Source organism: Chthoniobacter flavus Ellin428, assembly GCF_000173075.1.
GTDB lineage: Bacteria > Verrucomicrobiota > Verrucomicrobiia > Chthoniobacterales > Chthoniobacteraceae > Chthoniobacter > Chthoniobacter flavus.
In genome coordinates this window covers 1-26768 of the sequence record NZ_ABVL01000045.1, presented here as the reverse complement: position 1 = coordinate 26768, position 26768 = coordinate 1, and the positions used below count along the sequence as shown (strand labels likewise).

The 26768-nt window shown below is 60.8% G+C and carries 22 protein-coding genes; 11 read left to right on the top strand and 11 right to left on the bottom strand.

Going from position 1 to position 26768, the window contains the following annotated elements; translation table 11 throughout:
* The 3 genes from CFE428DRAFT_RS31730 to CFE428DRAFT_RS31720 form a co-directional block, all read right to left on the bottom strand.
* On the bottom strand, nt 1-600 hold a 600-nt coding region (locus CFE428DRAFT_RS31730; protein WP_042726239.1), incomplete at its 3' end, for a hypothetical protein.
* A 229-nt stretch (nt 601-829) separates the two neighbouring features.
* On the bottom strand, nt 830-2482 hold the full coding sequence (locus CFE428DRAFT_RS31725) for a c-type cytochrome (protein WP_042726238.1): 1653 nt from the start codon (nt 2480-2482) through the stop codon (nt 830-832).
* 56 nt (nt 2483-2538) lie between these two features.
* Nucleotides 2539-2982, bottom strand: coding sequence for an MFS transporter (locus CFE428DRAFT_RS31720; protein ID WP_006983846.1), 444 nt, complete (start codon nt 2980-2982; stop codon nt 2539-2541).
* Between the two features lie 152 nt (nt 2983-3134).
* On the opposite strand from CFE428DRAFT_RS31720, the gene CFE428DRAFT_RS31715 reads away from it, so the two are divergent.
* From CFE428DRAFT_RS31715 to def, 9 genes are all read left to right on the top strand, one after another.
* Nucleotides 3135-4127 (top strand): chromate resistance protein ChrB domain-containing protein, encoded by a 993-nt coding sequence (locus tag CFE428DRAFT_RS31715; protein ID WP_083805434.1) that lies wholly within the window; start codon nt 3135-3137, stop codon nt 4125-4127.
* A gap of 167 nt (nt 4128-4294) precedes the next feature.
* Nucleotides 4295-5503 carry a nickel/cobalt efflux transporter gene (locus tag CFE428DRAFT_RS31710; protein ID WP_006983843.1) on the top strand — a complete coding sequence of 403 codons (1209 nt, stop codon included), beginning with the start codon at nt 4295-4297 and terminating at the stop codon, nt 5501-5503.
* A gap of 71 nt (nt 5504-5574) precedes the next feature.
* Nucleotides 5575-6414: a hypothetical protein gene (locus CFE428DRAFT_RS31705; RefSeq protein ID WP_131990178.1), complete on the top strand. Its 840-nt coding sequence runs from the start codon at nt 5575-5577 to the stop codon at nt 6412-6414.
* A 47-nt stretch (nt 6415-6461) separates the two neighbouring features.
* The gene (locus CFE428DRAFT_RS31700; RefSeq protein ID WP_006983841.1) at nt 6462-6887 is read left to right on the top strand and encodes an EamA family transporter; all 426 of its coding nucleotides are present in this window, start codon (nt 6462-6464) and stop codon (nt 6885-6887) included.
* Nucleotides 6888-7097: 210 nt separating this feature from the next.
* On the top strand, nt 7098-7808 hold the full coding sequence (locus tag CFE428DRAFT_RS31695; protein WP_006983839.1) for a 2-phosphosulfolactate phosphatase: 711 nt from the start codon (nt 7098-7100) through the stop codon (nt 7806-7808).
* Nucleotides 7805-9091 carry a hypothetical protein gene (locus CFE428DRAFT_RS31690; protein WP_006983838.1) on the top strand — a complete coding sequence of 429 codons (1287 nt, stop codon included), beginning with the start codon at nt 7805-7807 and terminating at the stop codon, nt 9089-9091. Before CFE428DRAFT_RS31695 ends, CFE428DRAFT_RS31690 begins: the two co-directional genes overlap by 4 nt.
* Nucleotides 9088-9855: a MotA/TolQ/ExbB proton channel family protein gene (locus CFE428DRAFT_RS31685; RefSeq protein ID WP_006983837.1), complete on the top strand. Its 768-nt coding sequence runs from the start codon at nt 9088-9090 to the stop codon at nt 9853-9855. The genes CFE428DRAFT_RS31690 and CFE428DRAFT_RS31685 overlap by 4 nt, the downstream gene beginning before the upstream one ends.
* The gene (locus CFE428DRAFT_RS31680) at nt 9852-10262 is read left to right on the top strand and encodes an ExbD/TolR family protein (protein ID WP_006983836.1); all 411 of its coding nucleotides are present in this window, start codon (nt 9852-9854) and stop codon (nt 10260-10262) included. Before CFE428DRAFT_RS31685 ends, CFE428DRAFT_RS31680 begins: the two co-directional genes overlap by 4 nt.
* Before the next feature lie 12 nt (nt 10263-10274).
* A complete protein-coding gene (def, locus tag CFE428DRAFT_RS31675; RefSeq protein WP_006983835.1) occupies nt 10275-10838 on the top strand; it encodes a peptide deformylase in 564 nt (187 codons plus the stop codon).
* A 72-nt stretch (nt 10839-10910) separates the two neighbouring features.
* On the opposite strand, the gene CFE428DRAFT_RS31670 is transcribed toward def, so the two are convergent.
* The 3 genes from CFE428DRAFT_RS31670 to CFE428DRAFT_RS31660 form a co-directional block, all read right to left on the bottom strand.
* Nucleotides 10911-11516 (bottom strand): HAD family hydrolase, encoded by a 606-nt coding sequence (locus CFE428DRAFT_RS31670; protein ID WP_006983834.1) that lies wholly within the window; start codon nt 11514-11516, stop codon nt 10911-10913.
* Between the two features lie 6 nt (nt 11517-11522).
* Nucleotides 11523-12776 (bottom strand): beta-ketoacyl-ACP synthase II, encoded by a 1254-nt coding sequence (fabF, locus tag CFE428DRAFT_RS31665; RefSeq protein WP_042726235.1) that lies wholly within the window; start codon nt 12774-12776, stop codon nt 11523-11525.
* A gap of 81 nt (nt 12777-12857) precedes the next feature.
* Nucleotides 12858-18155, bottom strand: a complete 5298-nt coding sequence (locus tag CFE428DRAFT_RS31660; protein ID WP_006983832.1) for a tetratricopeptide repeat protein — start codon at nt 18153-18155, stop codon at nt 12858-12860.
* A 175-nt stretch (nt 18156-18330) separates the two neighbouring features.
* Between CFE428DRAFT_RS31660 and CFE428DRAFT_RS31655 the strand changes: the two genes are divergently transcribed.
* Nucleotides 18331-19554, top strand: coding sequence for a metallophosphoesterase (locus CFE428DRAFT_RS31655; RefSeq protein WP_006983831.1), 1224 nt, complete (start codon nt 18331-18333; stop codon nt 19552-19554).
* 6 nt (nt 19555-19560) lie between these two features.
* Here the strand turns inward: CFE428DRAFT_RS31655 and CFE428DRAFT_RS31650 are convergent, their stop codons facing one another.
* The 5 genes from CFE428DRAFT_RS31650 to CFE428DRAFT_RS31630 form a co-directional block, all read right to left on the bottom strand.
* Nucleotides 19561-20805 carry an ABC transporter permease gene (locus CFE428DRAFT_RS31650; protein ID WP_006983830.1) on the bottom strand — a complete coding sequence of 415 codons (1245 nt, stop codon included), beginning with the start codon at nt 20803-20805 and terminating at the stop codon, nt 19561-19563.
* A 4-nt stretch (nt 20806-20809) separates the two neighbouring features.
* The gene (locus CFE428DRAFT_RS31645; protein ID WP_006983829.1) at nt 20810-22048 is read right to left on the bottom strand and encodes an ABC transporter permease; all 1239 of its coding nucleotides are present in this window, start codon (nt 22046-22048) and stop codon (nt 20810-20812) included.
* Nucleotides 22049-22056: 8 nt separating this feature from the next.
* A complete protein-coding gene (locus CFE428DRAFT_RS31640) occupies nt 22057-22743 on the bottom strand; it encodes an ABC transporter ATP-binding protein (RefSeq protein ID WP_006983828.1) in 687 nt (228 codons plus the stop codon).
* A gap of 170 nt (nt 22744-22913) precedes the next feature.
* Complete coding sequence (locus tag CFE428DRAFT_RS31635; RefSeq protein WP_006983827.1) at nt 22914-24209, bottom strand: efflux RND transporter periplasmic adaptor subunit; 1296 nt, start codon at nt 24207-24209, stop codon at nt 22914-22916.
* Between the two features lie 103 nt (nt 24210-24312).
* Complete coding sequence (locus CFE428DRAFT_RS31630) at nt 24313-26265, bottom strand: putative Ig domain-containing protein (RefSeq protein ID WP_006983826.1); 1953 nt, start codon at nt 26263-26265, stop codon at nt 24313-24315.
* Nucleotides 26266-26430: 165 nt separating this feature from the next.
* On the opposite strand from CFE428DRAFT_RS31630, the gene CFE428DRAFT_RS31625 reads away from it, so the two are divergent.
* The coding region (locus CFE428DRAFT_RS31625) for a transposase family protein (RefSeq protein WP_042726234.1) at nt 26431-26768 on the top strand (338 nt) is incomplete at its 3' end.

The following is a 26768-nucleotide window of genomic DNA, read 5'->3' as shown; positions in this document are numbered from 1 at the left end:
ACCAAAGAGGGCCTGGCGCAAAGGTAGAAGCGCATCGAGCGCGCGGTAGAGCCGGTTGTCATAAACCGCTTCGACACCAACGCCCAGCAGGTCGTCGAGAGCGGTCTGCCCATACCATCGCTCGCTCAGCGCCAGTTCGGAAGCCTGCGCGCAAAACCGGCCGATACAAAGAATGGCGGCCACCGTCGCCCAATCGATTTCCTCGCGCCCGCGCCGTAGATGCGCGAAGAAAAAATCGTGCAATCCCAAGCGCCGCCAAAGCGCCAAGGCTAAATAGACCTGGCCAAACTGCCGCAACCGTTCCACGCGCACGCGAGAAAGATCCACCTGCGCCCACTGCGGCGGCGGTAGGGACGGTGGCGCGGCCGGCGATCCAAAAAGATCTCCCGGCGGCGTGGGCTCCGCAGGCGCCCCATCCCCATCCAGTAAACGCGCTATCTCCTCCCAGCCGGCCCGTTCCTCTTCGTCGAGTCCGGGCAGTTTGCCTAGCGTCGCCACCACCCGCTGCCGCGGCCCGCGCTCCGTGCGGTGACTCTCCACCAAAGTCCAATACTCGTATTGTTGACCGTTCTTCTGTCTGCGATTGCGCCGCAAAAACATGCCCCAGCTTGCCCCTTTCCTCTCTGCTCCAGCAAGGCGGCGGTCTCCACTACAACATCCAATCCCTGACAACCAACCGCCTCTCCAGAAGCCAACCCAACATCCCCTCACGGAAAAAGCTTTTTATCCCTAACGACTGTCGAACTTGGGTTAAGTTTTAAGTATTAAGATGTCTGCTGCCACGCCGCTCTCGATCTTTACTTAAAACTTAAATCTTAAAACTTAAGACTCACTGCGCCACCCGCCACGGCGATTGATCGCCCCACGACTTCAGCGCGCTCGTCGCCCACGCCGTCGTCTTATCCGTGTGGCACACGTTGCAGGCATTCGGGATCTTCATCGAATCCGTCTCCGATGGGCTCACGAAATGGAACGTGTGGCTGCGCACGTTCACATCGCCGAGGGTCTCCGCGATCTTCGGCATGTGGCAGGCGATACATTCACTGCCTGCGCTACCCGCCTTGTGATGGGTATGCGCTTCGAGCGAAGGAGCAAACGGCCCATTGGGCGAACTTGGGCCGTGACAATCGAGGCACAGTGAGCTGGCGGGCTTCCGAAGTTGCGATGGATATTCCGTGCCGTGCACATCGTGGCAGGTGAAGCAGGTGACGCCGTGCGTATACATCAGGCTGGTCGTAAAATCGTTGCCCTGCATCCGGTTCTTGTGCGCTGTCCCGTCAGGGAAATGGGTGAAGGTCGTTTCGCCGAGCTTATGATCCTCGAGTTTCCAGTAATCGCTGAGCTTCTTCGATACGTCGTAACCGACCGGCCAATCGTAATACTTGCCGTCAATGGGGTTGGTGAGCGTCCGCCCCTGCGAATGGCATTGAATGCAGGTGTCGTTCGCGGCGACGTAATCCATTCGCGAAGGACATAGAATGCTCGCTGCAGTCGCCTGCTTCACGTGCTCGCTCCCCGGCCCGTGGCACTTTTCGCAACCCACATTCCATTCGGATGGAATCTTGGTCTTGATGTCGTAATTCACGGAATGGCAGCCATCGCACAGAGCGCCTGTGGGTCGCTGAAAATTATCCGGCGGATAAAATTCCGCCCACCAGTCCTTCTTTACGAAATAGGGTTTCCATTGCTTGTGGGTGACGTCCCATTGCGCCGGAAGAACGTAGTAATCATCGCCGACCTTCTTGAAATATCGCTGTTTCCATTTGCTGCCGTAAACGAAAGCAATGTCATCGACGGTGAACGTAATCAAAGGATCGCCGCTTTTGAGATCCGGAATGATGGCATCGGGGTGTTCCTTGGGATTGCGCACCACGTTCGCCATCGGGGTCTTTTTCCAGCGGGTGTAAATGTCTTCATGACACTTTTCGCAAGCTGCGGATCCGACATAATGCGCGCCGGCTTCCGAAGGAGCGGGTGTCGCCGGATTAACCGTTTGCTCGCGTGGCGCCGGGGCCGTTAAGGGAAGATTGCGAATATAGGCGACGAGCTGCCAGATCTGCAGATTCGGCATTTGCCAGCCGGGCATAGCGGTGTTTCGAACGCCGTTCCGAATGAAATAAAACAGTTCACCGTCCGTTCGATTTCGCCTGGCGATCGCGGCGTGGCTCAGGTCAAAAGGCGGAGGATACGTTCCATTGCCGGCGTGAGTATTGCCAGTGCCATCGAAACCGTGACACGCATCGCAATTCTTTTGATAGAGCTCCCGCCCCGCCGCGACATCTCCTCCATTGGGTGTGGCATCGAGCGGGTTCTTCATCGCCTTGAATTCCGTGGGAATGCTGAAATTGACCAAACTCGCGGCAACCCGAGCTTCCAGTGCGGAGGGTTTTTGACGGGCACGAAGGCCGCCCGTGACAATGTAGTGGTACAAAAATGCGCCTCCCACCACCAGCAGGACGATGATGATAAGTGCGCAAAACAAAAAGCACCGCTTGCATGAAGGAGACCGATGGGAGGGACTGTCTTGATCTGGATTGCTCATAGGTTGGGGGGCTTTAAAACGCCCATCGTATGCTGATGCTGCGTCAATGAAGTCGCAATCAACGTGAAAGTTGCCGGCAGCGAAAACCCGCTCCATGCGAGAAACAAAAATGAGCCCAAAAGCAGAGCGAGCCAATGGTGCCAAAATAAAACCAGCAGATACCCGCAGAGAGAAAGTGCGCTGAAAGCCATCAACGATCGGCGCTGTCCCCACCGGTCGGTGAGCCAGCCGCCGGGATAGGCATAGAGCGCGCCAAGAAGAGTCTGGAGGGCGTCAAATAGGCCGATGATCAGGACGCCTGCACCCAATGCCTCCAAATACTTCGGCGCAAATCCCAGCCAAAAGCGTTCACCCAGCCCCGCCAGGACGAGCACGGCCAGAAGCAGTGAAGTATTGCGCTGCAGAGCGAGAAACTGGGTGACTTGGCGCCAGGAGCTCATCGTGCCCCTCACTTCCGAGCCTGACGTTGGCATTCTGCGTAGAGCGCATCGGGTAATCCAGCGCATCGCAGCTATTCCTCCAGTGTCCGCAGTGCCGGTCTGACTGACCGCGAGGAGATCTCGCAGCAAAATGTTCTCAGAATGGGAGCGATATGCGACATTCGTTGAATTGTGATAATGAAATAGATATTACATGGCTGGTAATCGAAATGACAACGGAAAAGACTGACTGGCTTTTGTTCCTTTATAGCCTGCCCACGCGACGGAGCAGTGCACGCGTGGGAATCTGGAGGCAGTTGAAGAAATGCGGCGCCCTGGCGTTCAAGACATCGGCCTACCTGTTGCCAAACCGGCCTGACCTTTTGGAGCGATTTCAATGGCTTGCGCAGCAGGTGCGAGATGCCGGTGGTGAAGCCACATTGGCTTCTGTGTCGGATGTGGAGGGCCTGAGTCGCGAAGAGATCATGCGGCAGTTCGGCGATGCGCGGGCCGAAGACTATTCTGCGCTGGCGGAGGAACTCCGGGATCTCATCGCTGCCCACCGCAAGAAGCCCGGTGACGATGTTCCCGAAGAATTGGAGAAACTGCGGCGACGCTTTCAGGAATTGCGCAAGATCGACTTTTTTGATTCTCCCAAGGCGCACGATGTGGAAATGCTTTTCCAGCGCGCTTCCGGATTGAATGCCCCGCCAGCCAAAGCGGGCAAGGTGCTTGATGCGAAGCAATATCAGCGCCGGGTGTGGCTCACCCGTCCGCGTCCCGAAATTGATCGAGTCGGCTCAGCATGGCTCATTCGCAAGTTCATCGATCCGCGCGCGAAATTCGTGTTTGCGACCGAACCCTCCGCGCACCCGGAGGCGATCCCCTACGACATGACCGGTGTCGAGTTCACACACCATGGCGACGCCTGCACCTTCGAGACGTTGCTCAAACGTTTTGCGATCCGCTTTCCGGCGGTCCAGCGGATCGGGGAAATGATTCACGACACTGACCTGGAGGACGGCAAATTCCAGCGCTCGGAATGCGTGGGGCTGGATTTGCTTTTTAAGGGCTGGGCGCGACTCAACCACAGCGACGCAGAAATCCTGGAGAAAGGTTTTGCCTGCTTCGATGCGCTGTATGAGGTGCTTCGCAAAGGGAACTAAACGACGATCGTTTACTTCGTTGTGGCCAGAGCCTTCTTCACGCTCTCGGCGAGGTGAGACGCTGCACCCTTGCCCCGGTAGTGGAGGAAAATGTAATGGGGTTCTTCCATGAATGGCATCAGGAAATGGCCTTGGCAAATGAAGGGGGTAGGGGGCATAATCCTCCGATGCCATTCCTCGCCATTACTGACCTTTCGCAAATGCTTGCCCAGGGAACATCGCACGCCTGGCTCTATATTCCGACGGCCATTCTGCTGGGTGCGATGCACGGCCTGGAGCCAGGCCACTCCAAGACCATGATGGCCGCTTTCATCATTGCAATTCGGGGCACGGTCGTGCAGGCGATATTGCTCGGCTTGTCCGCGGCAATCTCGCATTCGCTGATCATTTGGCTCCTCGCGGCGGTGGCACTGAAGTATGGAAGCCACTGGAATGCGGAGACAACCGAACCATATTTCCAAATCGCGTCCGCAGTGATCATTGCCGGCCTGGCTCTTTGGATGTTTTGGCGCACTCGCCGCGACTTGAAGGCCGCGGCGGATCACGAACATCACGGTCATGGGGAGCACAACAACGGCCATGCGCACGACGATACGAAGATCATCAAGACCGGTAGTGGAGTGGTTCAACTCTCGGTTTTTGAGACTGGAGTGCCTCCGGTCTTTCGACTGGCCTTTCAAGAACGCGGCAAGGCTTATCTCCCTGAATCTTCTGAAGTGTCGATAGAGACGGTGCGCCCGAACGGTGCGCGGCAAAAGTTCGCCTTCGTAAGGAAGGAAGGCTTTCTGGAGTCGACGAACGATATTCCAGAGCCTCACGACTTCGATCTGACGCTCACGTTGGCGCACGATGGGCATACTCACACCTACCCTGTGCAATTCTGGGAAGACGCGCACGGGCACGGGCATTCACACGATCATGGGCATGACCACGACCACGGACATTCACACGGTGATCACGATCACGCCGATCTGCCGCAAGGGCCGGGATTCCAGGACGCCCACGAACTGGCGCATGCAATGGATATCCAAAAGCGCTTCATGAATCGCAAGGTGACCACGCCGCAGATCATCCTTTTTGGTCTGACCGGCGGGTTACTTCCATGCCCGGCGGCATTCACCGTGTTGCTGGTGTGCTTGCAAGTGAAGCGGTTTACGCTTGGGTTCGCCTTGGTCGGCGCATTCAGCTTCGGCCTTGCGCTCACCATGGTCTCTGTCGGGGCGCTGGCCGCTTTAAGCCTTCGTCATGCGGAAAAGAGATTCACTGGGTTGGGTGAAATGATGCGCAAAGCGCCCTATATTTCATGCGCTCTTTTGATCGCGCTCGCGACATATATGGCGTGGCAGGGAGTGCACGGGCTGGCTGCATATCATTAAACGGCTTAGATTAAGCGGTGATTGCGACGTGCATTCGGTTGCTCTGCCTTTGGCTCTTCCTGCTCGGTGCCGTGGAACTCGGCGCGTTGGGCGCTTCCGAATCCGCGGAGAGCAATGCCGGTCCAGAAGCCAAGGCGCACGCGTTGACCGCCTACTATCAAGAACACACTGAGCTTCCTCGCAACGGTGCTGGGCCTTGGATCGAACTCGTCGCCCAGGCGGGCCGCCCGGAAGAGCTAAGAAAACTGAGCGATCAAATTGCGCGGGGCCGGTTTGATGTCGAGGCGACTATTCGCGCCGTGGATGCACTTGCCGTCGCCGCCCTCAACCGCCAGGCCCGTCCGACGCCTTCCGGCAAGGAGACGGAGCCGTTGGCCAATCCGGACTATCAGATGCTCCTGCGCTTACTTCACTCACCCGATGCGAAGCTTCGGGCCGCATCGGCGCGGCTCGCCGGTGCCTGGAGACAAGGCTATGTCGGGCAAGAGTTGGTATCGCTCGCCAGCGCGGGCGGTTCCGGTCCGGAGACCAAGGCTGCCTTTGAGGCCTTGCGGCAAATCGGAGGGAAGACGGCCCTCGCCTTTTTCTCGGTGCTGGCACGTCCCGATCAGAAAATCGAAACCCGCTGCCACGCACTGGTCGCCATGGCGGAGATCCAACTGGACGCGGCGATCGTGAAGGCCAACGATGTCCTCCCAGCCATTCAGGACGAAGCGCTGGCGACGGAGACATGGCGCAGGCTCTTGAGGGTCGACCGGGCAGCTAATGCCTTCGCTGTGCGTCTGCCGGGCGATCTGCCGCGGCCGGTGATCGAGGCTGGTCTTCAGGAATCGCGAAAACTGGGAAAAGCCGGCAACTCGCTGACCAGAGCGCTGACGCGACAATCCGAGGAACGCCTCCGCCAACAATGAACGAAGTGTTTCATTCACCAGCGATGTTGCTCGCGCTATAGTCGATTATGTCTGCCTGGTTCTGGTATGCCGTTGTCGCCGCTGTTCTCTATGGCGCCCATCAAATCTTTACGCGAATCGCCTCCGATCACATTGGCGATGGATTGGGCGGTTTTGTGGTTGAAGCTGTCGCCGCCCTGACCATCCTCGTTTATCTTGGCTTTCTTTATTTCAGCGGGCGCTGGCAGCAGAAATTCAGCAGCGAAGGTTTCTGGTTTTCGGCATTGACCGGCATCTGTGTCGGCGCAGGGACTATCGTTTTCTTCCTGCTTTTCCAAAAAGGGGGCCCACTCTCCTCAGTTCCCGTAATCCTGGCGGGTGGCGCCGCGATCATGGCCATAGCTGGTATTCTCTTTTTCCATGAACCTACCTCATGGCAGCGTCTCATCGGAGTGGTGCTGGCCATCCTCGGGTTGTTCCTTCTGCGGCGATAGCCCTGAGTGCGTTAACGAAGCACCTTTATTCAGTTCCGAAAAGACGCAGCAAGTGGTGGCGGTGAGCATCGTGGGGAACTCGGGAGCCAGAGGGCTTCCGGTAGCCCATCTTTTAACCCGGTTTTGGGAGGGAAGTGGTTGTTGAGGAGGGCGAATGATGCTTTATGAACGATTCGCCCTTTGGTCGCGTTATTCAGGGCGTTAACATTTATGTATATTGACGTCGCCCTGAATCCTGCAGAGATCACCCTGCTTTCCGCTCGCGATCTCACTGAAACGACCTGTGTCGTTTTCGACATCCTGCGGGCGACTTCTTCGATGGTCACGGCGCTGGCCCATGGGGTGCCGGAGATTTATCCGGTGTGCACGATTGAGGAGGCGCGGGCGATGAAGGCGAAGCTACCCGAGGTGGTGCTCGGCGGCGAGCGGAAGGGTGATCGCATTGCCGGCTTCGACATCGGCAATTCGCCCAGCGAATACCAGAACCTGCAGGGACGGCGGATTGTGACGACCACGACGAACGGCACGGTGGCCTTGCGGGCCTGCGAACGGGCGCAACGCGTGCTGGTTGGGGCGCTGCTGAATCTGGACGCGCTGGCCAAAGTGATCCGGACGAGCGTGCCGGAAAACCTGCTGCTGGTCTGCGCGGGGACGTTTGAGACTTTTGCCTTGGAAGATGCCTATGCCGCGGGGCGGTTGATCGCCGAATTCACCGGTGCGACCCACAGCGATGCGGCGCAGACCGTGGCGGCGATGGCCGCGCATTACCCGACGCCGCTCGAGGCGCTGCGCGCGGCGCGCAACGGGCAGGCGCTTACGGCCACCGGCCGGGCAGGAGATGTCGAGTGGTGCGCACAGGTTTCCCGGTTTAACGTCGTCGGCCTGATGGAGGCGGCTGTGATCCGGCCGTTGCCAGCATGACTTTCGTCCAACGCTATACTTCACCGCTGCTGGCCCGGATTCCCGACGTCTCGGAAGTTCCGACGGGCCGGCTCGTGCTCATCGGGGTCGTGGTCTCGCTGCTCCTGCACTTGCTGGCATTCCTGATGATCCCGCTGATCTCGCTGCTCTTCCGCGACCGCAGCGTGGACTTCGCCAGGGCCTCGCTGAAGCCGCGGAACATCGAGCTGCAAATCATCCCGCCGGAGGAAGAGCGCATCCAGCCGTTCACCCTCGCGCCGCCGCCTCCGGATCGCCTGTTCCTCGATTCGCGCGGTCTCGATATCGCGAAGGATCCCTCGGATCATTCGCTCATCGAATCCGATGAGAACATGAAAGCGGCGAGCGAGCTTCCGGCGACCGGCGATTCGCTGTTGCCGGGGCAGATGGGGAAGAACCTGCCCTTCAATGCTTTTCAGACGACGCGTTCGCTGCTCGGCCCGATGGCCCAGCCTTTCGCGCCGACGCCGCCTTCGGCCCAGCCATTGCCGGCGCCTCCTCCGCCGAATGTGCAGGTGGCGCAGCAGGAGCCGGACAAGACGCCACCGACTCCCACGCCGGCGGACAATGCCCCGCAATCTCCGAAGCCCCCACCTCCCGACGCGAAAAAGACCGAGCAGAAGGACAAGCCGCTGACCGCGGAGAATGTCCAGAAGAAGGTCCAGAAGCTGAAGGAAGTGGAGAAGTTGCTCGATGACGAGATCGCCGTGACCAAGCGCGAAACGGTGCCCAAGGCAGTGACGCAGATCGAGCCGCCGGCAAATACGCCTTCGCCTGTGGCCCACGCAGCCAAGCTCCGGCCCATCGAAGATCAGCCACAGCAGATGGCCAAGCTGACCACGCCCGCCCCCCGTCCGCAGCCGCAGCATTCCTCGGGTTACACGCCAGAACAGGAAAAGAATCGCATCGAAAGCAGCATTTCGAACCGCGGAAAGAGCGCGGTGGACGCCATCGCCACGCCGATGGCGAAGTATCGCAAGGCGGTGAACGATGCCATTGGCTCCCGCTGGTATTATTACATCCACGACAAAATGGATTTGATCGCCTTCGGTTCGGTGCGTATCAGCTTTGTCATCGACGCCCAGGGACACATCTCAGGGTCGCGGGTGGAAGCCAACACCTCGAACCAAAGTCTCGCGGACGTGTCGATGCGCGCCGTCCACGATGCCGAAATCGGGCCGCCGCCGAGCGACCCCGGGTCGCCGATCAGCACGGCGCCCCTCGAGTGGACGCTGACCTTTACCTACTATCCGTTTTCCCAATGAGTTCCATTCTCGCCGCCGTTTCCCTGAAATCGGCCTTTCACTTCTTTTACAATGGCGGCTTTTTCATGCTGCCGCTGTTGCTCTGCTCGTGGGTCTCGGTCGCGGTGATCGTCCTGCGCGGTCTGGCTTTGCGCCGGGATGTGGTGATTCCGCCGATGCTGGAGCGGGAAGTGGAGGGGATTCAACCCGGGGATGAAGACGCGGCCAATCGGCTGGCCAAGCTGGTGCGGCACGATCGCTCCACGGCGGCCCGCATCATTCAAGTCGGCCTGGAGCATCTCACCTGGCCCAAGTCGGAAAACATGGAGGCGGTGCAGACGCGGGCGCGGCACGAGATCGTGCGGTTGGAGAGTGGAATTTTCGTGCTCGAGATCATCGTAGGTATCGCTCCGCTGCTCGGGCTGCTCGGTGCGGTCTCGGGCCTCATCTCGGTCTTTGGCGCTTTCGGCGCGGACTCCGCGACGCAGGATCCGCATGGCATCGCGAAGGGTATTTCCGAGGCGCTCAGCACGACCATCGTCGGCCTGGCGGTGGCCATCCCGAGCCTCATCGCTTACAGCTATTTCACGAAAAAGGTCGAGACGATGGCGGCGGAGATGGAGTCGCTCGTCGCCGAGTTGCTTTCGAAGTGCTACTACCAGCAGGCGCATCAACAGGTGTTGCCACCGGCGTCCCGCATGGAAAGCTACGCGCCGCCGGAGCCCGAGGCCGAGCCGGAAGCGGAACCGCAGCCCGAGCCCCTGCAAGAGGAACCGCAGGCATGAAGTTTTACGCCCGGCCGCGGCGCACCCCGCAGGTCATCATCGTTTCGCTGATCGATATCTTCGCGATCCTGCTCATTTTCGTGATCGTCACCACGACGTTCAAGAAGATGCAGCCGGAGGTGACGATCAAGCTGCCGGAGTCCAAGAGCGCGGTTTCCGCGGACTCGAGCGAGGAACCGGTGGTGCTCTCGGTCACGGACGACGAGGAGATTTTCCTGGATGCCAAGAAAGTCTCGCTCGACGAATTGACGGCCGCCGTGCAGAAGCTCATCGCAGAAAAGGGCCGTCCTAATCTTGCCATGAAAGCTGACAAGAAGGTCTCCTACGGCTTTCTCATCCAAGTCCTCGACGCCCTCAAGGAGGCCGGCGTCAAAGGTAATCTTTCCGCCTTTACCGAAAGGAAGTAGTTTAAAGTAGCAATGATTCTGGAGATCGTGAAATACGGCAACCCTGTGCTCCGTGAAAAAGGCCGGGAAGTGAAAGACGTGGACGAGAAGATCAAGCAACTCTCGGTCGACATGCTGGAGACGATGCGCGCGGCGAATGGCGTGGGCCTCGCGGCGCAGCAGATCGGCGTGCCGATTCAAATGACGGTGATCGATGTCGCCGGCATCGAGGATCGCCCAAGCGCCATGTGGATCAACGACAAGGAAGTGCCGATCGAAGAGCACATGCCGCTGGTGTTGCTGAATCCCGTGCTCAAGTTCAGCGAGGAAAAGGAGTCGGGCAATGAAGGTTGCCTGAGTTTCCCGGACATCACCGCGGAGATCACACGGAGCAGCGGCGTGCAATGCACGGCGACGTTGCTCGATGGGAAGAAGATCGAATTTGAAGCCGCCGGCCTGCTCGCGCGTGCACTCCAGCACGAGACCGATCACTTGCACGGCGTACTTTTCATCGACCGGATGAACGCCGCGACCAAGGCGGGTATCTCCGGCAAGCTGAAGCGCCTGCAGAAGGAGACGAAAGAGACGCGCGGGTAGCAGACTCCTATATTTCCTATTCCTCCTATCCGGTCCTATAGGAGGGATGGGAAGAATAGGAGCGATAGGAGCTTACCGTTTCGGTGGCGGCACCAGCACCGACTTCATCCCCGCCGCATCCGCGGCGGCGATGCCGGTGGCGGTGTCCTCGAAGACGAGGCAGCGTTCCGGCGCCACGTCGAGCCGCAGGGCAGCCTCGAGGAATGGGTCCGGCGACGGCTTGCCGCGCTGGTAATCCTCCGAGCAGACAATCGCCTGGAAAAGCTCCACGATGCCGAGCGCCCGCAGCGTGTTCATGACGATACGGCGATGCCCCCCGGAGGCGACGGCGAGCGGCTTCTGGCCGTGATATTGCCGGGCGAGCGCGACCACCGGTTCAATGGCCGCGATCTCGTGGCTCATCTCGAGAAAGAGCGCTTCCTTGTGATTGACGGTCTCTTCGACGGGCAGGTTGTGGCCGTGGCGTTCGTTGAGGATCTCGACGATGCGCGCCGTGGGGACGCCGCCGAGTTCGTAGAACATCGCCTCGGGAAAATTGCGGCTGTGCTCACCGAGTGCCGCGAGCCACGCCTTGTAGTGCGTGGGCATGGTATCCGCCAGGGTGCCGTCGCAATCGAAGATGTAGGCGTCGAATTCGCCGGCGGGCAGGTCGAGAGTAAAGGTCGGGGATGACTGCACGGCGCTCTAGCCTTCGAAGGCGCGGGCGACGAGGGAGACGTTGTGGCCCCCGAAGCCGAAGCTGTTGTTGAGAGCGACCTTCACTTTCGCTTCGCGCGCCTTGAGCGGCACGAAGTCGAGGTCGCATTCTTCACCGGGGGTGTGAAGGTTGATCGTCGGCGGAATCAGGCCGGTATTGATGGTCTTGAGACAGACCACCGTCTCCACCGCGCCGGCGGCGCCGAGGAGGTGGCCGGTCATGGATTTGGTGGAGGAGACGAGGAGACCGTTGCGGGCGTGATCGCCGAACACGGCCTTCACGGCGCGCACTTCCGCGATGTCACCGACCGGCGTGCTGGTGCCGTGGGCGTTGATGTAATCGACATCGGTCGTATTGAGGCCGGCCTTGGCGAGGGCCACGCGCATCGAACGCTGGGCCTGCTCGTGATTGGGCAGGGGAGCGCTCATGTGATAGGCATCACTGGTCAGACCGTAGCCGACGATCTCGCCGTAGATGCGTGCGCCGCGCTTTTTGGCGTGCTCCAGTTCTTCCAGCACGATAACGCCAGCGCCTTCGCCCATCACGAAACCATCGCGGTCTTTGTCCCAAGGACGCGAAGCCGCGGTCGGATCTTCGTTGCGAGTGGAGAGGGCTTTCATGGCGGCGAAGCCACCCATTCCGAGAGGAACGATGGCCGCTTCGCTGCCGCCGGCGACAAAGGCGTCGGCGTCGTTGTCGCGGATCATGCGCCAGGCTTCGCCGATGGAATGCGCGCTGGTAGCGCAGGCGGACATGGTGGCGAAGTTCGGGCCTTGCAGGCCGAATTCCATGGAAACAATGCCGCTGGCCATGTTGCCGATAAGCATGGGAATCATGAAGGGCGAGAGACGCCCCGGGCCTTTGTTCATCAACACCGTGTGCTGATCTTCGGTCGTCTTCAGGCCGCCGATGCCGGAGCCGATCATGCAACCGAAGCGCTCCGGGTCGGCCAGCGGTTCGACAATGCCGGCGTCGGCGAGAGCGTTCTTGGCCGCCGCGACCGCGAGCTGCGTGAAACGGTCCGTCCGGTTCGTGTCCTTCTTTTTCTTGAAGTAGAGGGCGGGATCGAAGCCGCGGACCTCGCCGGCGAAGCGGCAATCGTAGGCGCCGGCATCGAAATGCGTGATCGGACCGATGCCGCTTTTGCCGGCAACGAGGTTCTGCCAAAATGTATCCAAATCGTTGCCGAGGGGCGTAATAACGCCCATTCCGGTGACAACAACTCTACGGGTATGACTCATAGGGCGCGCAAAGTGAGCGGAGAACTGCCCGGGTGGCAAATGGAAATTATCGTTTTCCTCGCTTAAGTGCCAGCGGGGGCCTTATTTTAAAGGGAGCGGTGCCGGCGTCGGGAGCAAATGGACGGGCTCCTGCATGGAAGGAGCGAGCTGAATGTTTCGATGAGTATCGGTCGGAAATCGCCGGAATGGAACATATACCGGCGTCTCGACCGGAGTAAACCGTTCGCCGGGACCGAGGCCCCGGTCAGGCAGCGTGAAATTGTCATGGGAAGACAACGAGGACGAGCAGGCGCGCACGATCGCCGTCAACACCATGATGACCACCCAAATCAGTCGGGGACTGACATCACTGGATGAGGAAGGAGAACTCCGGCGGACCGGGCTGTGCGAAACACGCGGTGACGGCATCGGGCGCAGCCAGGCCCAGTGATCACCGCTCACTTTGGCCAATGTGGCGAGTGTCCGCTTATGGGCGCGCCAAAGGGCGGGATCGTTGTAGGCGCCCTGGCGATAGCGGATGGCGAGCGCTTCGCGGTGTTCCTGATAGATGGTCTTGCGGACGGATGGCAGGGCGAGATGCACGACGCGCAACGCCTTGATGAGCGCCAGCAGCGCTTGTCCGTAACCATCCAATTCGTGCTCACGCAACTCCTCCATGCGGCCGGCGACAGCGGGCATATCGCCACGCAGCGCGATCTCATGGATGATCCAGAGCCGATGCTGCGGGGTCGTGTTATCCGGTAAGAGGTGGAGTGCACGTTGGTTGACGGCGAGAGCAGTCTTGTCGTCCGCGATATGTCGGTAGGCGGTGGCGAGATTGATCAGCATCCACGGGGCGATATCGTCGCGCCGGGACCAATCTTTCATCCAGTTGATTGCCTCATGCCACCGCCGCATTTTTACATAAGCGTAGCCCAGTGCACCCCATGCCGAGGGTTTCTCCTGGAGCCAGGCGCGGTTCGCTTTGATGAAGTCGTTGAGGAGTGTCACCTGGTTGCGCTGCCCGAGTTCTTCGATGTAAGCGACGTGCGCCCGGTGACCGAGCACCGTCTGGGTTCCCAGCTCAAAGAGGCGTTTGCGCCGATTCCATTCATTGCGCGCGATGAATCGCCGTACCCAGAGCGCGCCTACTTCGGGGTTCGTCTCCGGCAGCGTCAGGGCCTCAGCTAGCGTAGTCTCCGTTTCACGCGCCCAGCCTTCGGCGACGAGGGTGTCGACGGCGAGTTGCAAGGTGCGCGCCTCTACTGTTGGATCGGCCAGTAGAGTCCGGAAAGAGGTGAAAGCGGCGACGACTTCTCCGCGTTGTGCGACCAGACGCAGCCGGGCGGTAGTAGCAGAAGGCCCGGGCAGGTGTGTCTCGATGAGGACGAGCGTCTTCTCTGCCTCATCGAGCTTGTTTTCCTGCAGGCGACGGTCAAAGAGCGAGAACCCGGCAAAAGCATAAGTGGGGTCGATGTCGTAGGCTTTTTGCAGGGTGACGTAAGCGTCATCGAGTTGCTTGCTGCGCGCCTGGATATCGGCCAGGTAGCCGAGTGGGATGGCGCTGCGTGGCGCCAGTCGGGCCATCTTGCGAGCGGCTTCCTGCGCTTCGGTGAAATTGTTGTCGGCGCAATACCACTCCGCGAGCATGTTCCAGCCCCAGTAGTAGTTGGGCGATGCCTCGACGACCTGGCGCATCTGGGCGATGGCGGCCCGGGTGCGTCCCTGCTGGGCATCCACCCACGCCGCGCGGCCGCGTAACGGCGTCGGGATCACGCCGCCGAAGACGGTGGGCGAACAGGCGGCGATGGCTTCGTCGAAACGCCGCGCTCCGGTGAGCAGGGTGACGCGGAGATCATGGGCATCGGCGAGTCGTGGATCGAGGGCCAGCGCACGATCGAGCGCGTCCAGCCGCTCCGCCAGCGGGGCGCCGACGGAGACTCGCGCGAGGACGAGCCAGGAACTTGCTTCGCCGGGGCGCAGGGTGGTGAGTTCCCGCGCGAGCACCGCGGCGCGGTTGCCGTTCGCGGCTTTCCCTCGCGACCACGATTCCAGCGCGTCCCAGGCGAAATTGTAGTTCGGTTCGAGTTTCAACGCATGTTCGAGCCGCTGGATCGCCTCTTCCTTGCGGCCGAGGTGATGCAGCACGTTGGCCAGCGTGCCGTGATTGGTGGCATCGAGGGGCGTGGCGGCGATCGCCTGCTCGAGAATGCGCGCGGCTTCCGCGTAGTTGCCCATGCGTTCGTAAGTGTCGGCCAGCAACTGGCTGGCGCGTCCCCAGGCAGGGGAGATTTGCAGGGCGCGCTTCAGCGGGGCGATCTCGCTCTCGCGGTCGCGGCGGGCGCGATGCACTTGCGCGAGATCCACCCAGAGGCGTGGGAGCAGCGGGAAGCGCTCGGTGGCCTGTTGGGCAAGGGTGAGCGCCTCGTCGAGTTGATGCATGTCCACGAGTTGCAACACCACCGCCGACCAGGCGTGCCAGAGATCGGGCCGTGCCTCGTGGGCCTGGCGGAGGGAAGCGAGCAAATCCGCCGGTTCGGAAACCTCGAAAGCCGCGCTGCGATAAGCGAGCAGGCCTTCGCCGAAGACAACCTGACGAATCAACTCTTCGCGGAGGAAAGCAATGGCGGCGCGCTTTTCCTCGAAGGTCGCGCTGGCGGCCAGAAGATCACGGACCGACATCTGATAATCGATGGAGAGGCGTAGTGCGGAACGGGCAAATTCCTGCGCTTCCGGAAGGCGTCCGGCTTGAAGCGCCACGTGAGCGCGGACCCCGTCGGTGCAAGGCGATTGCGGCTCGAGCTCGGCGGCGACATCGAGCGCGGCGGCGGCTTCCTCGGAGCGGTGCAATTCGCTCAGCACCAGACCGAGCTCGCGATGAGCCCAGGCATGTTCGGGGTGGAGCGCCAGCAGCCGACGCAGCACCTGCTCGGCCTCGACGTTGTTTTCAATGCGCGCCCATTCCACCCAGAGTTCGTGCAGGCCGATGTGGTGGTTGAACCTTTCGCAGGTCGTGCGGAGATGCTCCAGGGCAACGGTGCGGCCCTGGGTCTCGGCAAGGAGTCGCGTGACGGCGCGCTGGGCGGAGAGATCGAGCGGTTCGGCATCGAGAATCTCGCGCCACGAAGCCAGCGAGCCCGGCAGATCGCAGCGATAGTCCGCGAGGTTCGCGGCGGTCCGCAGCCACTGTGCGCGCGTCGTGCGAGTTTCCGCGGCGCGGAGCAAATCCTGGCCACGCTCGGGTTGACTGTAGCGGGCGTAGGCGTCGGCGGAAAAGAGCAGGAGATCGCCATCTTCCGGGTGCACGACGAGCGCTTCCTCCAGCTTCTCGAAAGCCTGTGGCTGGCGATCGAGGATCGTCAGCGCCCAAAAGAGCAGCTTGACCGGCTGGCTCGACTTTTGGCCAAAGGCTTCCACCCGACGGGTGAGCATCTCCAGCGCGATGTCGGTCTGGCGAAGATGACGCGTCGCGAGGAAATAGGAACGTGAATAATGCTCCACCTTGTCGCGGAGCGTTGCCGCAAAACGATACAGCTCCGTGGCTTCGGCGAATTCGCGGCGATCCCAATACAGGTTGGCGAGCGAGTGGAGACTATCCGGGTCTGCCGGGCGGAAGCGCAGCACGCGCAGCATCAGGCGACGCGACTCGTTCCAGCGCCGGGCGTCCTTGCGGAGCTCCTCGGCCCATTCCCGCCAGAAGACGGTGTCGATTTCCTTTTCGACCGCCAGTTCGTGCAGGAGTTGGTGATAGTCGGTCCGGCGGGCGAGTTCGCGCAGCAGGATCAGTTTGCTCCAAAGGTAGGATCCGTTTTTCGGATAACGCCCGAGCAGTTCCTCGACCGCGGCGAGCTGGCGGGTCAGGCTGCCATCATAACTGCCCAGCGCCCAGCGTGCGCGGAGGGTGAGGCGGTCTCCGGCATCGAGCCGTTCCATTTCCTCGAAGTGATTCTGCGCCGCGTTGCGATCGTAAGTGTGCAGGGCGCGCCGCAGGCGATAGAAGCAATCGTAAAGCGGCGCATCGGGGAGCTCGAGGCCTTCGAGACGATGCATCTCCCCAGGTGGCAGGAGCAGCATGCCGCGCGGTCCGCTGGCCGCGTAACGTTCCAGGAATTCCGTGGCGAGCCATTCACCGTGCGTGCGTTCGTAGGGATCGCGAATGAGCAGCGTGCCGCGGAAGCTATCGTAGCCGATGACCGCCTGAAGATGCGCGCTTTGTGTCTCGACGGTCGTGAGAGTGAAGGGAATGCCGCGATCGAGAAGCGCGACCAGGATTTCCCAAGTCACGCGGAACTCGCGGGCATGCCAGCCATTTTCCTCGGCCCAATGGCGCTCGATGTGATCGGGCGTGCCGTCGTAGCAAATGGCGGCGGCCAGCGCGAGGTGATCGACCGGCATCTTCCAATAGTGACTTAACGCGCTCAACGTGGCCGGCGCGCAGGTGAAATGGTGCTGGCGCACGAAGCCGACCGGAAGAAGCACGCGGCGCGCATCGGGAGCAGGCGCGCGCAGACGCTCGGCGATCCTTTCGTGGAAGGGATTCTTGCTTCGCGCCGCGGTCTCCGCGGCGGTCGCGAGGTCGCCGACGAAATAGCTGCCGTCGGAGATGCGCGTTTCCCACCAGTCGATGATCTTCGTTTCCATCCACGGCGAGAGCGTCCGCACGCGGTGCCAGGATTCCAGTGCGTCCTGATGGTGGCCGAGCTCGGTTTGCAGGATGGCGAGTTGTGCCGCGACGGCCGGACTCTCGATGTGCTGGAGCGTGGTCTGCAGCAGGTGGAGCGCTTCTTCATCGCGCCCGAGCAGTTGCAACTGATGCGCTGCGCCCTGGACCGCCGGGCGAAAGTGAGGACGAATCTCCAGCGCCCGCTGGGTGCAGGCAAGGGCTTCCGGGTAAGCGTCCTGGTGTTCGTGCAAGGAACCCTTTTCCACCCAAAACCACGGATGCTCGGCGCTCGCGGCCGCGGCTTCGTCCATCAGCTTCGTCGCGGTGTTGAAGTCGCGGAACATCGCCACGGTGTGCGCGCGGAGCATGAGCAGATCGGACTGCTGCGTCGGCGTGATTTCCGGGAACGCGGGCAGCCGGCGCAAAAACCGCCACGCGGCCAGGGGACCACGCTCGCTCAGGAGCGAAAAGCCAAAGTAGTAAGCGGCCTCCGGGCTGCGCTTGTCGTGGCGCCAGGCCCGATTGTGCAAGGCGCGCGCCAGTCGCGGCGCAAAGCCATTGCTGGCGAGGCGGCCCGCGATGGTGCAGGCGGTGGTGCCGTGCCACTCCCAGGGCGAGGGGAATTGTTCAGCGAAGCGGCACGCCTGGACGTAAAGTCCCAGGTCGTAGAGGCGGGTCAGTTCCGCAACTGCATGAGGTGGAATTTCACAACCGACGTTCCGTGGAGAGGCAACCATGACCGAGTTTCAGCACTTTGTTTGTGAGGGTGCCGGAGTGTGAAACAATCCTGGAATTTTGCAGTAATTTTTGTGCGCTGGCGAAAAAATTGCACTCCGTTAACGCAACGAGACCGCGGGCAGGGCCTTCCCTCGCTTGGCATCCCGCCAATCCCGGCTTTATTGAGAGCACTGCATGCTCTTCTTCAGCCTCGTTTTTCTCGCTTTGTTTCTGGGGGATTTCTTTTGGTGCTGGAAGATGCATCGACGGCTCCGCCGTTTTCAGCGTCCGTGGCGGCGTGTATGGAGTGTCTGCGTGGTGTTGTTCGCGGTGGTGCAGGCCTGCGGTTTATTGGTGCTCTTTTTTGGACGCCGTCTGGATTTGCTGACCGAGTCGCTCTTTCCCGAACCCCTGATCGCCTTCATCTACATCTGGCACTGCCTGGTGCTGTTGCCGGTTTTGCTGATCTGGTTTGCGGGTGGTGTCGCCGCGGGCGTCTTGCGGCTGGGGCGTATGCTGGCGAGATTGGAGCGGCCGAAGCCGGCGGAGCCGAGCGGTCAATGCGTGACCCGCCGAGAATTCGTGGCCGCGGGTGCATGGGCGGCACCGGCGGTGCTGGCTTTGGGTGGCACCGGCATCGCGGCCTTGCAGTGGGATCAATTTCGGGTGCGGCAATTGACGGTGCAAGTGCGCGGTCTGCCCAAAGCGCTCGATGGGTTGACGATCGCCCAGGTCTGCGATTTGCACGTGGGTGTCTTCACTCACGGCGCGGTGCTCAATCGCATCGTCGAGGCGACCAATCGTCTGCGGGCTGATCTCGTGATGCTGCCGGGGGATTTGATCAACTACTCGCTGACCGATCTCCCCGCCGCGCTCAACGTCGCGAAACGGCTGGAGAGCAATCACGGCGTTTTTCTCTGCGAGGGGAACCACGATCTGTTTGAAGACCCGGAGGCCTTTCGGTCGCTCACGCGCGAAGCAGGGCTGCGTTTGCTGGTCAACGAATCGGCCATCATTCCCGTCCGGGATACGCCCCTGCAGGTGCTCGGCCTGCGCTGGGGCGCGAAAGAAGGTGACCCGCGGGCCATGAGCAGCCGCGGCGACCAGGCGATCGCCAATTCGATGGAAGAACTCCTGCAGCAGAGAAATCCCGATGCCTTTCCCATCCTGCTGGCGCATCATCCGCATGCCTTCGATTACGCGGAGAACATTCCTCTGACACTGGCGGGACACACCCACGGCGGACAATTGATGCTGACCAAGCAGGTCGGATTCGGCCCCGCGATGTTCCGCTACTGGTCGGGCCTGTATCAAAGGGCCAATCGCTCGCTCGTCGTTTCCAACGGCGTAGGCAATTGGTTCCCTCTACGAGTGCAGGCGCCGGCGGAAATCGTCCACCTCACCCTGCGCTCGGCGTAAACCCGGTCATTCGTAGCGTAGCGCGTCGATCGGATCGAGATGCGACGCTTTCCAGGCGGGATAGCTGCCGAAGACGAGGCCGACAACCGAGCAAATGACCAGCGCGAAGACGGTCCAATCGAGCGGATAGGCCGGTGGTAGATGCAGCAAGTAAGTAGCAAGCAGTCGCGCTCCCGTGAGGCCGGCGGCGATTCCGAGGATTCCGCCGATCTGGCAGAGGACGACTGCCTCGATGAGAAACTGCGTGAGGATCGAGCTGCGCCGCGCGCCGAGCGCCCGGCGAACACCGATCTCGCGAGTGCGTTCGGTGACGGAGACGAGCATGATGTTCATGATGCCAACACCCGCCGCCAGCAGCGCAATCGAACTGACAAAGGTAAGCCCCAGTCGCACGGCACGCGTCACTTTTTGGAACTGTTCGATCATTGCCGCACTGGTCAGGATCTCAAAATCGTCCTCCTTTCCAGGTGGCACTTTGCGAATGGAACGGACGAGGCCACGCGCTTGTTCGACGGTGTCATCGAAGGTCGCCGCATCATCGACCGTCACGAGGATGGAAATTTCCCTCGTGCGTCCATAGCGGTTGAGCCCCGTAGTGAGCGGAATCTGGACGAGGCCGTTGACTTCCATGTTGCCGGAAGTGGTGTTTTCGAAAACGCCGACGACGGTGTAGGGAATGGCCGCAATTTTGATCCGCTGCCCGACTGCCGACCCATGGGGAAAGAGCGCACGGGCGACGACGTCATTGAGAACGCAGACGTCGCGGCTGGACTCGAGATCAGACTCCAGCAAGGCGCGGCCCTCGGCGATGTCCCAGCGGTTGACGACGAAGACGCCGGGGGTGACGCCTCCCACCATCACGTTGGGCGGAGTTTTGCCATAGATGGAAGTGACTTCGCTGGTCGTAAAGTTGGTGTGCAGGCCGATGTGGGGAGCAAAGTTCGCCTGGCGCTCGAAACGCTGGGCCTGCGGATAATCCACGTCGTGGCGGCGCCAGAACTTCATCAAGCCTTCACGGCCGCCAAAGTAGGCACCGGGCATTTTCTGGACGACGAAAGTTTTGGCGCCGAGTCCACCTAGTTGATTCTCGATATTATTCTGCATCGCGCGCATCGCGGTCATTACGAGGATGATCGAGAAGACACCGACCAGCACGCCGAGCAGGGTGAGTGCCGAGCGCAGCTTGTGTGCGGCGATGGAGGAGAGAGCCAGCGCGGCACTTTCGCGAAACTCGATGAGAAAGCGTTTCATCGACTTACTCCTGACGAAGGGCCTCCACGGGGCTCAGGCGCGAGGCGCGCCACGCAGGCAAGAATCCCGAAACGACTCCGGTGACCGCGGCCACGCCCAGGGCCAGAACCACGACGGAAAGCGAGAGCGTCGCTTTGGGGAGAAAGCTTTGCGCGAAGGCGATCGCCGCCGCAGTGCAACCGAGCGCGAGCACGCCGCCAAAGAGGCAGATGCCGGCGGCTTCGAGCAGGAATTGCAACAGGATGGTGCGTCGCCGGGCGCCGAGCGCTTTGCGCAGGCCGATCTCACGCGTTCGTTCTGCGACGGAGACGAACATGATGTTCATGATGCCGATGCCACCGACGAAGAGGGACAAGCCGGTGATGAAAAATCCGCTGGTGGCAATGACCGCGGACACCCGGCCGATTTCCCCCTGGAGTTGCTCCTGCTGGTTGATCGCGAAATCGTCGGGGCGCCCCGGCGGAACCCGGCGGATTTTTCGCATCAGGCCGCGCACTTCCTCGCGCACCGCCGCGACGCGCGCATCGTCACCGACCTTGATTTGGATCGTGCAATTCGGCGCGCTCACAAAGGTGCGGACCAGTTTGCCGATCGGCACGATCACCTGGTTGTCGAGGCTCATCTGCCCAAAGGCCGTGCCGCGCTTGGCAAAGACGCCGATGATGGTGTGCGATTCCTCACCGAGGCGCAGCATCTGGCCGAGCGGGGATTCGCCGGGGAAAAGCTGTTCCGCGACCTCGGAGCCGATGATGCACACCGCGCGATTGCCTTCGGCCTCGGCCTTGGTCATGAAACGGCCGGCCGCGAGAGTGTGGCCGCCGGTGACGAGAAATTGCTCGGTGGTGCCGATGATCGTGATGCTGCCGGTGCTGCTGCGCACCCCGTGGCGCACGGAATCCACCATGTAGGTGACCGTCGGTGCGACGCCGAGCACCATGCCCAGCCCGTGCTCCAGGGCACGCGCCTGGGGGAGGGTGATGTTTGGGCGTCGCTGCACTTCGTCCCATTTTTGATCCGACTCGACGAACCATTCACGCCGGTCGATGTAGAGCACATCGGTCCCGAGAAAGGAGATTGCGTCGTGAAAAGAGCGGTTCAGTTCCTGCAAGGCCGTGGCCATGAGGGACACGGTAACGATGCCGATGACGATGCCGAAAGTGGTGAGGCCTGAGCGCAGTTTATTCGTGCGGATCGCTTCCCAAGCGATGCGCAAACCTTCCTGAAACTCGGCGAGAAGATGCATACGCTGATTCAGCGCACGACCGGTTCGTCGCTCGCAACCAGGCCGTCGCGGATGCGGATAACGCGTCGTGCCTGGCGGGCGACGTCTTCCTCGTGGGTGACGACGATGAGGGTGTGACCCGCTTCGTGGAGTTGATCGAAGAGTTCGAGAATCTCTTCGCCAGTGCGGGTGTCGAGATTGCCGGTCGGTTCATCCGCGAGAAGGATGGAGGGCTGATTGACGAGCGCTCGCGCGATGGCCACGCGCTGGCGCTGGCCGCCGGACATTTCATTCGGTCGATGGTAAACGCGATCGCCGAGCCCTACGGAATGCAGCGCGGCGAGGGCGACGTCGTGCCGCTCGTCGATATCCGCGCCGGCATAGATGAGCGGAAGTTCTACGTTGCGCAGGGCGGTGGCCCGCGCGAGCAGGTTGAAAGTTTGAAAGACAAACCCGATTTCGCGATTGCGGATGTCGGCGAGTTCGTCGTCGTCCATCTCGCCGACGTTGTGGCCATTGAGCTCGTAGCTGCCGGAAGTGGGCGTATCGAGGCAGCCGAGCACATTCATGAGCGTCGATTTTCCGGAACCGGATGGCCCCATGATGGCGACATACTCGCCGCGCTCGACCGTCAGCGAGACCCCGCGGAGCGCGTGCACCGTCTCCACGCCCATGACGTAGGAGCGACAGATTTGGTCGAGATGAATGACGCTCATGGGAGCCTGTCGGCCAACACCCAACACTCAACACCCAACATCGAACATCCAATCGAAAAGGCGCTACCGCACGTGCGCTTGCGCCATTGGATGTTGGGAGCCGAGGCTTTGCGAGACGCCCGTGGTGCCGTGGGGGCAATTGGGTGTTGGGTGTTGGATGTTCTCATCCCTCATTTCCCGGTTTTCGCGTCTGCCCCAAACTTCACCTTCTTCCCATCCTCCAGATCTTTGCTGATCGCCTTGTACCCTCCGGTCACGATCTCCTGGCCCTCGCTCAGTCCCTCGGTGATTTCGAAATAATCGCTGTCACTGATGCCGGTCTTCACCGGCACCATCTTCACGTGATCCCCCTCGCGGGCAAAAACCACCTCGATCGGTTTGACGGGACCGGACGATTTCCCCTCTGGCTTGGCGGGGGGCGCGCCGGGTTTCGGCAGACGCGTGGTGACACTTTGAATTGGGACGGTGATAGCATTTTGCCGCGAGCGCGTCTCGATTTCCGCAGTGACGGACATCCCCGGGCGAAACGTCTCCTTGTCGAGAACACGAATCCGCACTTCGAATTTCGGAGCTTCCTGAGGCTGCGAGGAACTGGTCGAAGCCGGGCTTTGGGAAGACGAATTCTTCGAGGCATTGGCGACCGCACTGACGGTTCCTTTGAACTTCCGATCCTTGAAGGGATCCACCTCCAGCCGCACGTTTTGGCCTTCCTTGATCAGCACAATATCCATTTCGCCGATATCCACGCGGGCTTCCATCTCATCGAGTTGGGCGATGGTCATGATCTCGGTACCCATGTTGAATGAGGTTCCGAGGACGCGTTCACCGAGTTGCGATTTGAGTCGGATCACCGTGCCGTCCACGGGAGCGACGATCGTCGTTTTGGTGAGATCGGCGTTGGCCTGGTCGAGAGCGAAACGCGCCTGGTTGGCGAGATGCTCGGCGCTCTGCACGTGCAACCGCGCGACGGCGAGTGCAGTCTTGAAGTCGGTGTAGACGTTCTCGGCGATGAGCTTGCTTTTGAAGAGCTCTGCGTTGCGCTTGAAATCGGCTTCGGCCTTGCCGAGTTCTTCCTGCGCCTGATCGCGGCCGGCAATAGCCGAAAGGTGGCTGGCCTCCGCGGAATTTTTCACTGCCAGATAATTGTCCGGGCGGATCTGGACCAGTAGGTCGCCCTTTTTCACCGACTGACCTTCCTTCACCGGCAATTCGATAATCTCGCCCGCCACCTCGGGATTGATCATCACCTGGAGAATCGGCTGAATGCGCCCATTGGCCAGTACAGTCTCGGTCAGGTCGCGCCGCGTCACCTTCGCCGTTTCGACGGAAATAAGCTCCTCAGGCTTGTGCGCATATTTATACCAACCGGCGATCGCCAACACGGCGAGGACCGAGAGAACGATGATCCTCCGGTTGCGGCGACGCCGTTTCCGCAGTTTGGCAGTGGAGGGAGGAGCGGCGGTCATGGGACGATTTAGTCTATAGACGTAGGAACGCCGCTCATTTGTTTCACAAATCTGGCGAAAAGTCGCTTCTCTTTGCCGGATCGCAAACGAAACAAGATCGCCCCTACGGCGAGGATACGTTCAGACGAATGAATTTGCTCGTGCCGGTAGCAGGGACCTGTACTTGCATGATCGGGTCACCGGTGTTTGCGTCGGTGCCGGCCTGGAGGATCGTCGGGTTGGCGACCGTCGTCCAGGAGAGCAGGTCCAGCGAGGTTTGCACTCCGAGTGTCAGGCCACTTTCCGTCGCATTCAGGCGGTAGGTGAGAGTGAGATAGGGGGTGCCGCCGATGGTCGTCATTCCCGCGACAGGGAGCGCTGCGTGGTCGGTTGCACTCATGGACTGCGCTGGGTTGATGTCGAAAAGGTATTTCAACAGGTTGGAGATGCCATCGTATTGCGGTGTGGCGGTGAAGCCACTGATCGTCGGGTCAGCGAGTTGCGTTGAGTTGAAGTATCGGCTGGACCAGGAGGTGAACGCGTTTGCGTAAACGGTGATCGTATAGCTGGGCGTGGCTTGAGGATTCACGCTGTTGGCCGCTCGGGGCGTAAAGGTGAAGGTGCCGGTCTGAGTGGGCGTGCCTAGAATGCGTCCTGTCCAGATAAGTATGCCGGATTGGGACGGGACCAATTCCAGGGCAATGCCCGGGGGCAGGCTGCCGGAAGCGAGGGAATAGAAGACCGTGGGAGCACCGCTGGCGGTGAAGGTAAAGCTGTAAGGGACATTCAGCGTGGCCGCCGGCGGATTTCCGCTGGTGAAGGTCGGAGCGGTCGCGGGTTGAACCGAGATGGTGAAATTCATCGTCGCGGGCGAACCGACGCCGTTGGTCGCGGTGACGACACCGGAGTAGTTACCCAGTGTCGAAGGCGTGCCGGAAAGAAGACCGGAGGAAGTCATGGTACATCCCGGCGGAAAGGAGCCCGAGGTGAGGGTGTAAGTCGGGGCGGGGTAACCGGGTTTGTAGGGAGCGAAGGAATAATTGTAAGCGGTATTCAATGCCGCCGTGGTCGGCGGGATGGGAGACATCGCTGGGGCCTGCTGGACCGTGATGGTGTAACTCTGGGAGTCCGTCGTGGTGCGGCCGGCGTAAATATTACTGGCAGTCACAGTTCCGCTATAGAGGCCGTAACTACCGGCGGCCGGTGTCCCGGAGAGGACGCCATTGGCCGAAAGGGTGATGCCCTGCGGCAAACCATTAATGGTCGAAATCGTCGGCGATGGATAACCACTGGCCTGGAAGGTGGAGCTATAAGGAGTTCCTACAGTCATCGTGGCATTCAATGGAGCGCTGGTGAATAGCGGCTTTTGCTGCACGGTAATCGAAAAGCTTTGCGTGGCCGCGGAGCCTACCCCGTTGCTCGCGCTGATCGTGCCAGTGTAGAGGCCGCCCGCTGAGGGGACCCCGGAAAGATAGCCGTTTGCCGTCAGGGTCATTCCCGGAGGAATGGCACCCGAACTCACGGAAAAGGTGGGGACGGGAAATCCGGTCGCCTGGAAGGTAAAGCTGTAGGGACTTCCCAGGACGTAGGTTTTGGAAAGGGCGGTGCTCGTAATCGCCGATGTGGTCGGCGGCTGAACAGACAAGGTGAGTTGCTGGGTCGCGTTCGGCAGAGAGCCATTGCTCGCCGTCACCGTCACGGTAAACGGCGAACCGCTGGTGTCCGGTGGGGTGCCGCTGAGCACTCCCGTGGTGGGATTTAACGTTGCCCACGGCGGCAGTCCCGTGGCGCTGAAAGTGGGAAGAGGAGTGCCTGCCGAGGTGAAAGTGAAAGCGCCTGCATATCCCGCAGTGAAAGTGGCCGAGGCAGGGTTGGTGAAGTTGAGCGCATCGACTTGCGTAAGTTTGTAAACCACGCCGGCGTTCGCGCTGTCCGAGATGGTGCCGTACAGCGTGCCATCGGAGGTCTGAAGCAGGGCGCTGACACTGCTGACAAAGTCATTCGTCGGCAGATCGATGGCCGTGGTACTGCCATCGTTGATGTTATGCAGGATGGTGCTCGCACCCGCGGGAGTCATTTTAAGGCTCCTCGCTATTTTGAGTGGGAAGATGGCGGCGTTGCGGGTTGGAAGAGGATCAGGGAACCACGGTTCCCCGAACCCCTCCTCTAGGGGGAACAGAGGTCGGCTGGTGAGGAACCGGGAGATTGACGAGGGGCTGGGATTGAGGGGCAATAGGGGGAAATGGATGCCAAGGAACTCTTCACGCTCGCGCTGCAACTGACCCCGGAATGGAAAGTCAGCGACTGCCAATTGGACCAAGAAGCACACCGCTTAACGCTCAAACTGGACTTTGTGGCTGGGAGCAAATTTTGCGCACCTGGAGCGGAGCATCAGTTGCTTTGCCCGGTGCACGACACGGTGGAGAAGAGCTGGCGGCATCTGAATTTTTTCCAATACCAGACCGAATTGGTAGCCCGAGTGCCGCGGGTGAAGACGCCGGAGGGTAAGGTAGTGCAGGTGGAGGTGCCTTGGGCGCGACCTGGCAGTGGGTTTACCTTGATGTTCGAAGCTTGGGCGAT

What these genes read in the sequence shown, in the direction of transcription:
- CFE428DRAFT_RS31710 (WP_006983843.1), top strand. Translation starts at nt 4,295, where the DNA reads ATGCCATTCCTCGCCATTACTGACCTTTCGCAAATGCTTGCCCAGGGA.
- CFE428DRAFT_RS31660 (WP_006983832.1), bottom strand. Translation starts at nt 18,155, where the DNA reads ATGGTTGCCTCTCCACGGAACGTCGGTTGTGAAATTCCACCTCATGCA.
- CFE428DRAFT_RS31690 (WP_006983838.1), top strand. Translation starts at nt 7,805, where the DNA reads ATGACTTTCGTCCAACGCTATACTTCACCGCTGCTGGCCCGGATTCCC.
- def (WP_006983835.1), top strand. Translation starts at nt 10,275, where the DNA reads ATGATTCTGGAGATCGTGAAATACGGCAACCCTGTGCTCCGTGAAAAA.
- CFE428DRAFT_RS31650 (WP_006983830.1), bottom strand. Translation starts at nt 20,805, where the DNA reads ATGAAACGCTTTCTCATCGAGTTTCGCGAAAGTGCCGCGCTGGCTCTC.
- fabF (WP_042726235.1), bottom strand. Translation starts at nt 12,776, where the DNA reads ATGAGTCATACCCGTAGAGTTGTTGTCACCGGAATGGGCGTTATTACG.
- CFE428DRAFT_RS31720 (WP_006983846.1), bottom strand. Translation starts at nt 2,982, where the DNA reads ATGAGCTCCTGGCGCCAAGTCACCCAGTTTCTCGCTCTGCAGCGCAAT.
- CFE428DRAFT_RS31630 (WP_006983826.1), bottom strand. Translation starts at nt 26,265, where the DNA reads ATGACTCCCGCGGGTGCGAGCACCATCCTGCATAACATCAACGATGGC.
- CFE428DRAFT_RS31695 (WP_006983839.1), top strand. Translation starts at nt 7,098, where the DNA reads ATGTATATTGACGTCGCCCTGAATCCTGCAGAGATCACCCTGCTTTCC.
- CFE428DRAFT_RS31680 (WP_006983836.1), top strand. Translation starts at nt 9,852, where the DNA reads ATGAAGTTTTACGCCCGGCCGCGGCGCACCCCGCAGGTCATCATCGTT.
- CFE428DRAFT_RS31655 (WP_006983831.1), top strand. Translation starts at nt 18,331, where the DNA reads ATGCTCTTCTTCAGCCTCGTTTTTCTCGCTTTGTTTCTGGGGGATTTC.
- CFE428DRAFT_RS31700 (WP_006983841.1), top strand. Translation starts at nt 6,462, where the DNA reads ATGTCTGCCTGGTTCTGGTATGCCGTTGTCGCCGCTGTTCTCTATGGC.
- CFE428DRAFT_RS31645 (WP_006983829.1), bottom strand. Translation starts at nt 22,048, where the DNA reads ATGCATCTTCTCGCCGAGTTTCAGGAAGGTTTGCGCATCGCTTGGGAA.
- CFE428DRAFT_RS31635 (WP_006983827.1), bottom strand. Translation starts at nt 24,209, where the DNA reads ATGACCGCCGCTCCTCCCTCCACTGCCAAACTGCGGAAACGGCGTCGC.
- CFE428DRAFT_RS31685 (WP_006983837.1), top strand. Translation starts at nt 9,088, where the DNA reads ATGAGTTCCATTCTCGCCGCCGTTTCCCTGAAATCGGCCTTTCACTTC.
- CFE428DRAFT_RS31640 (WP_006983828.1), bottom strand. Translation starts at nt 22,743, where the DNA reads ATGAGCGTCATTCATCTCGACCAAATCTGTCGCTCCTACGTCATGGGC.
- CFE428DRAFT_RS31715 (WP_083805434.1), top strand. Translation starts at nt 3,135, where the DNA reads ATGCGACATTCGTTGAATTGTGATAATGAAATAGATATTACATGGCTG.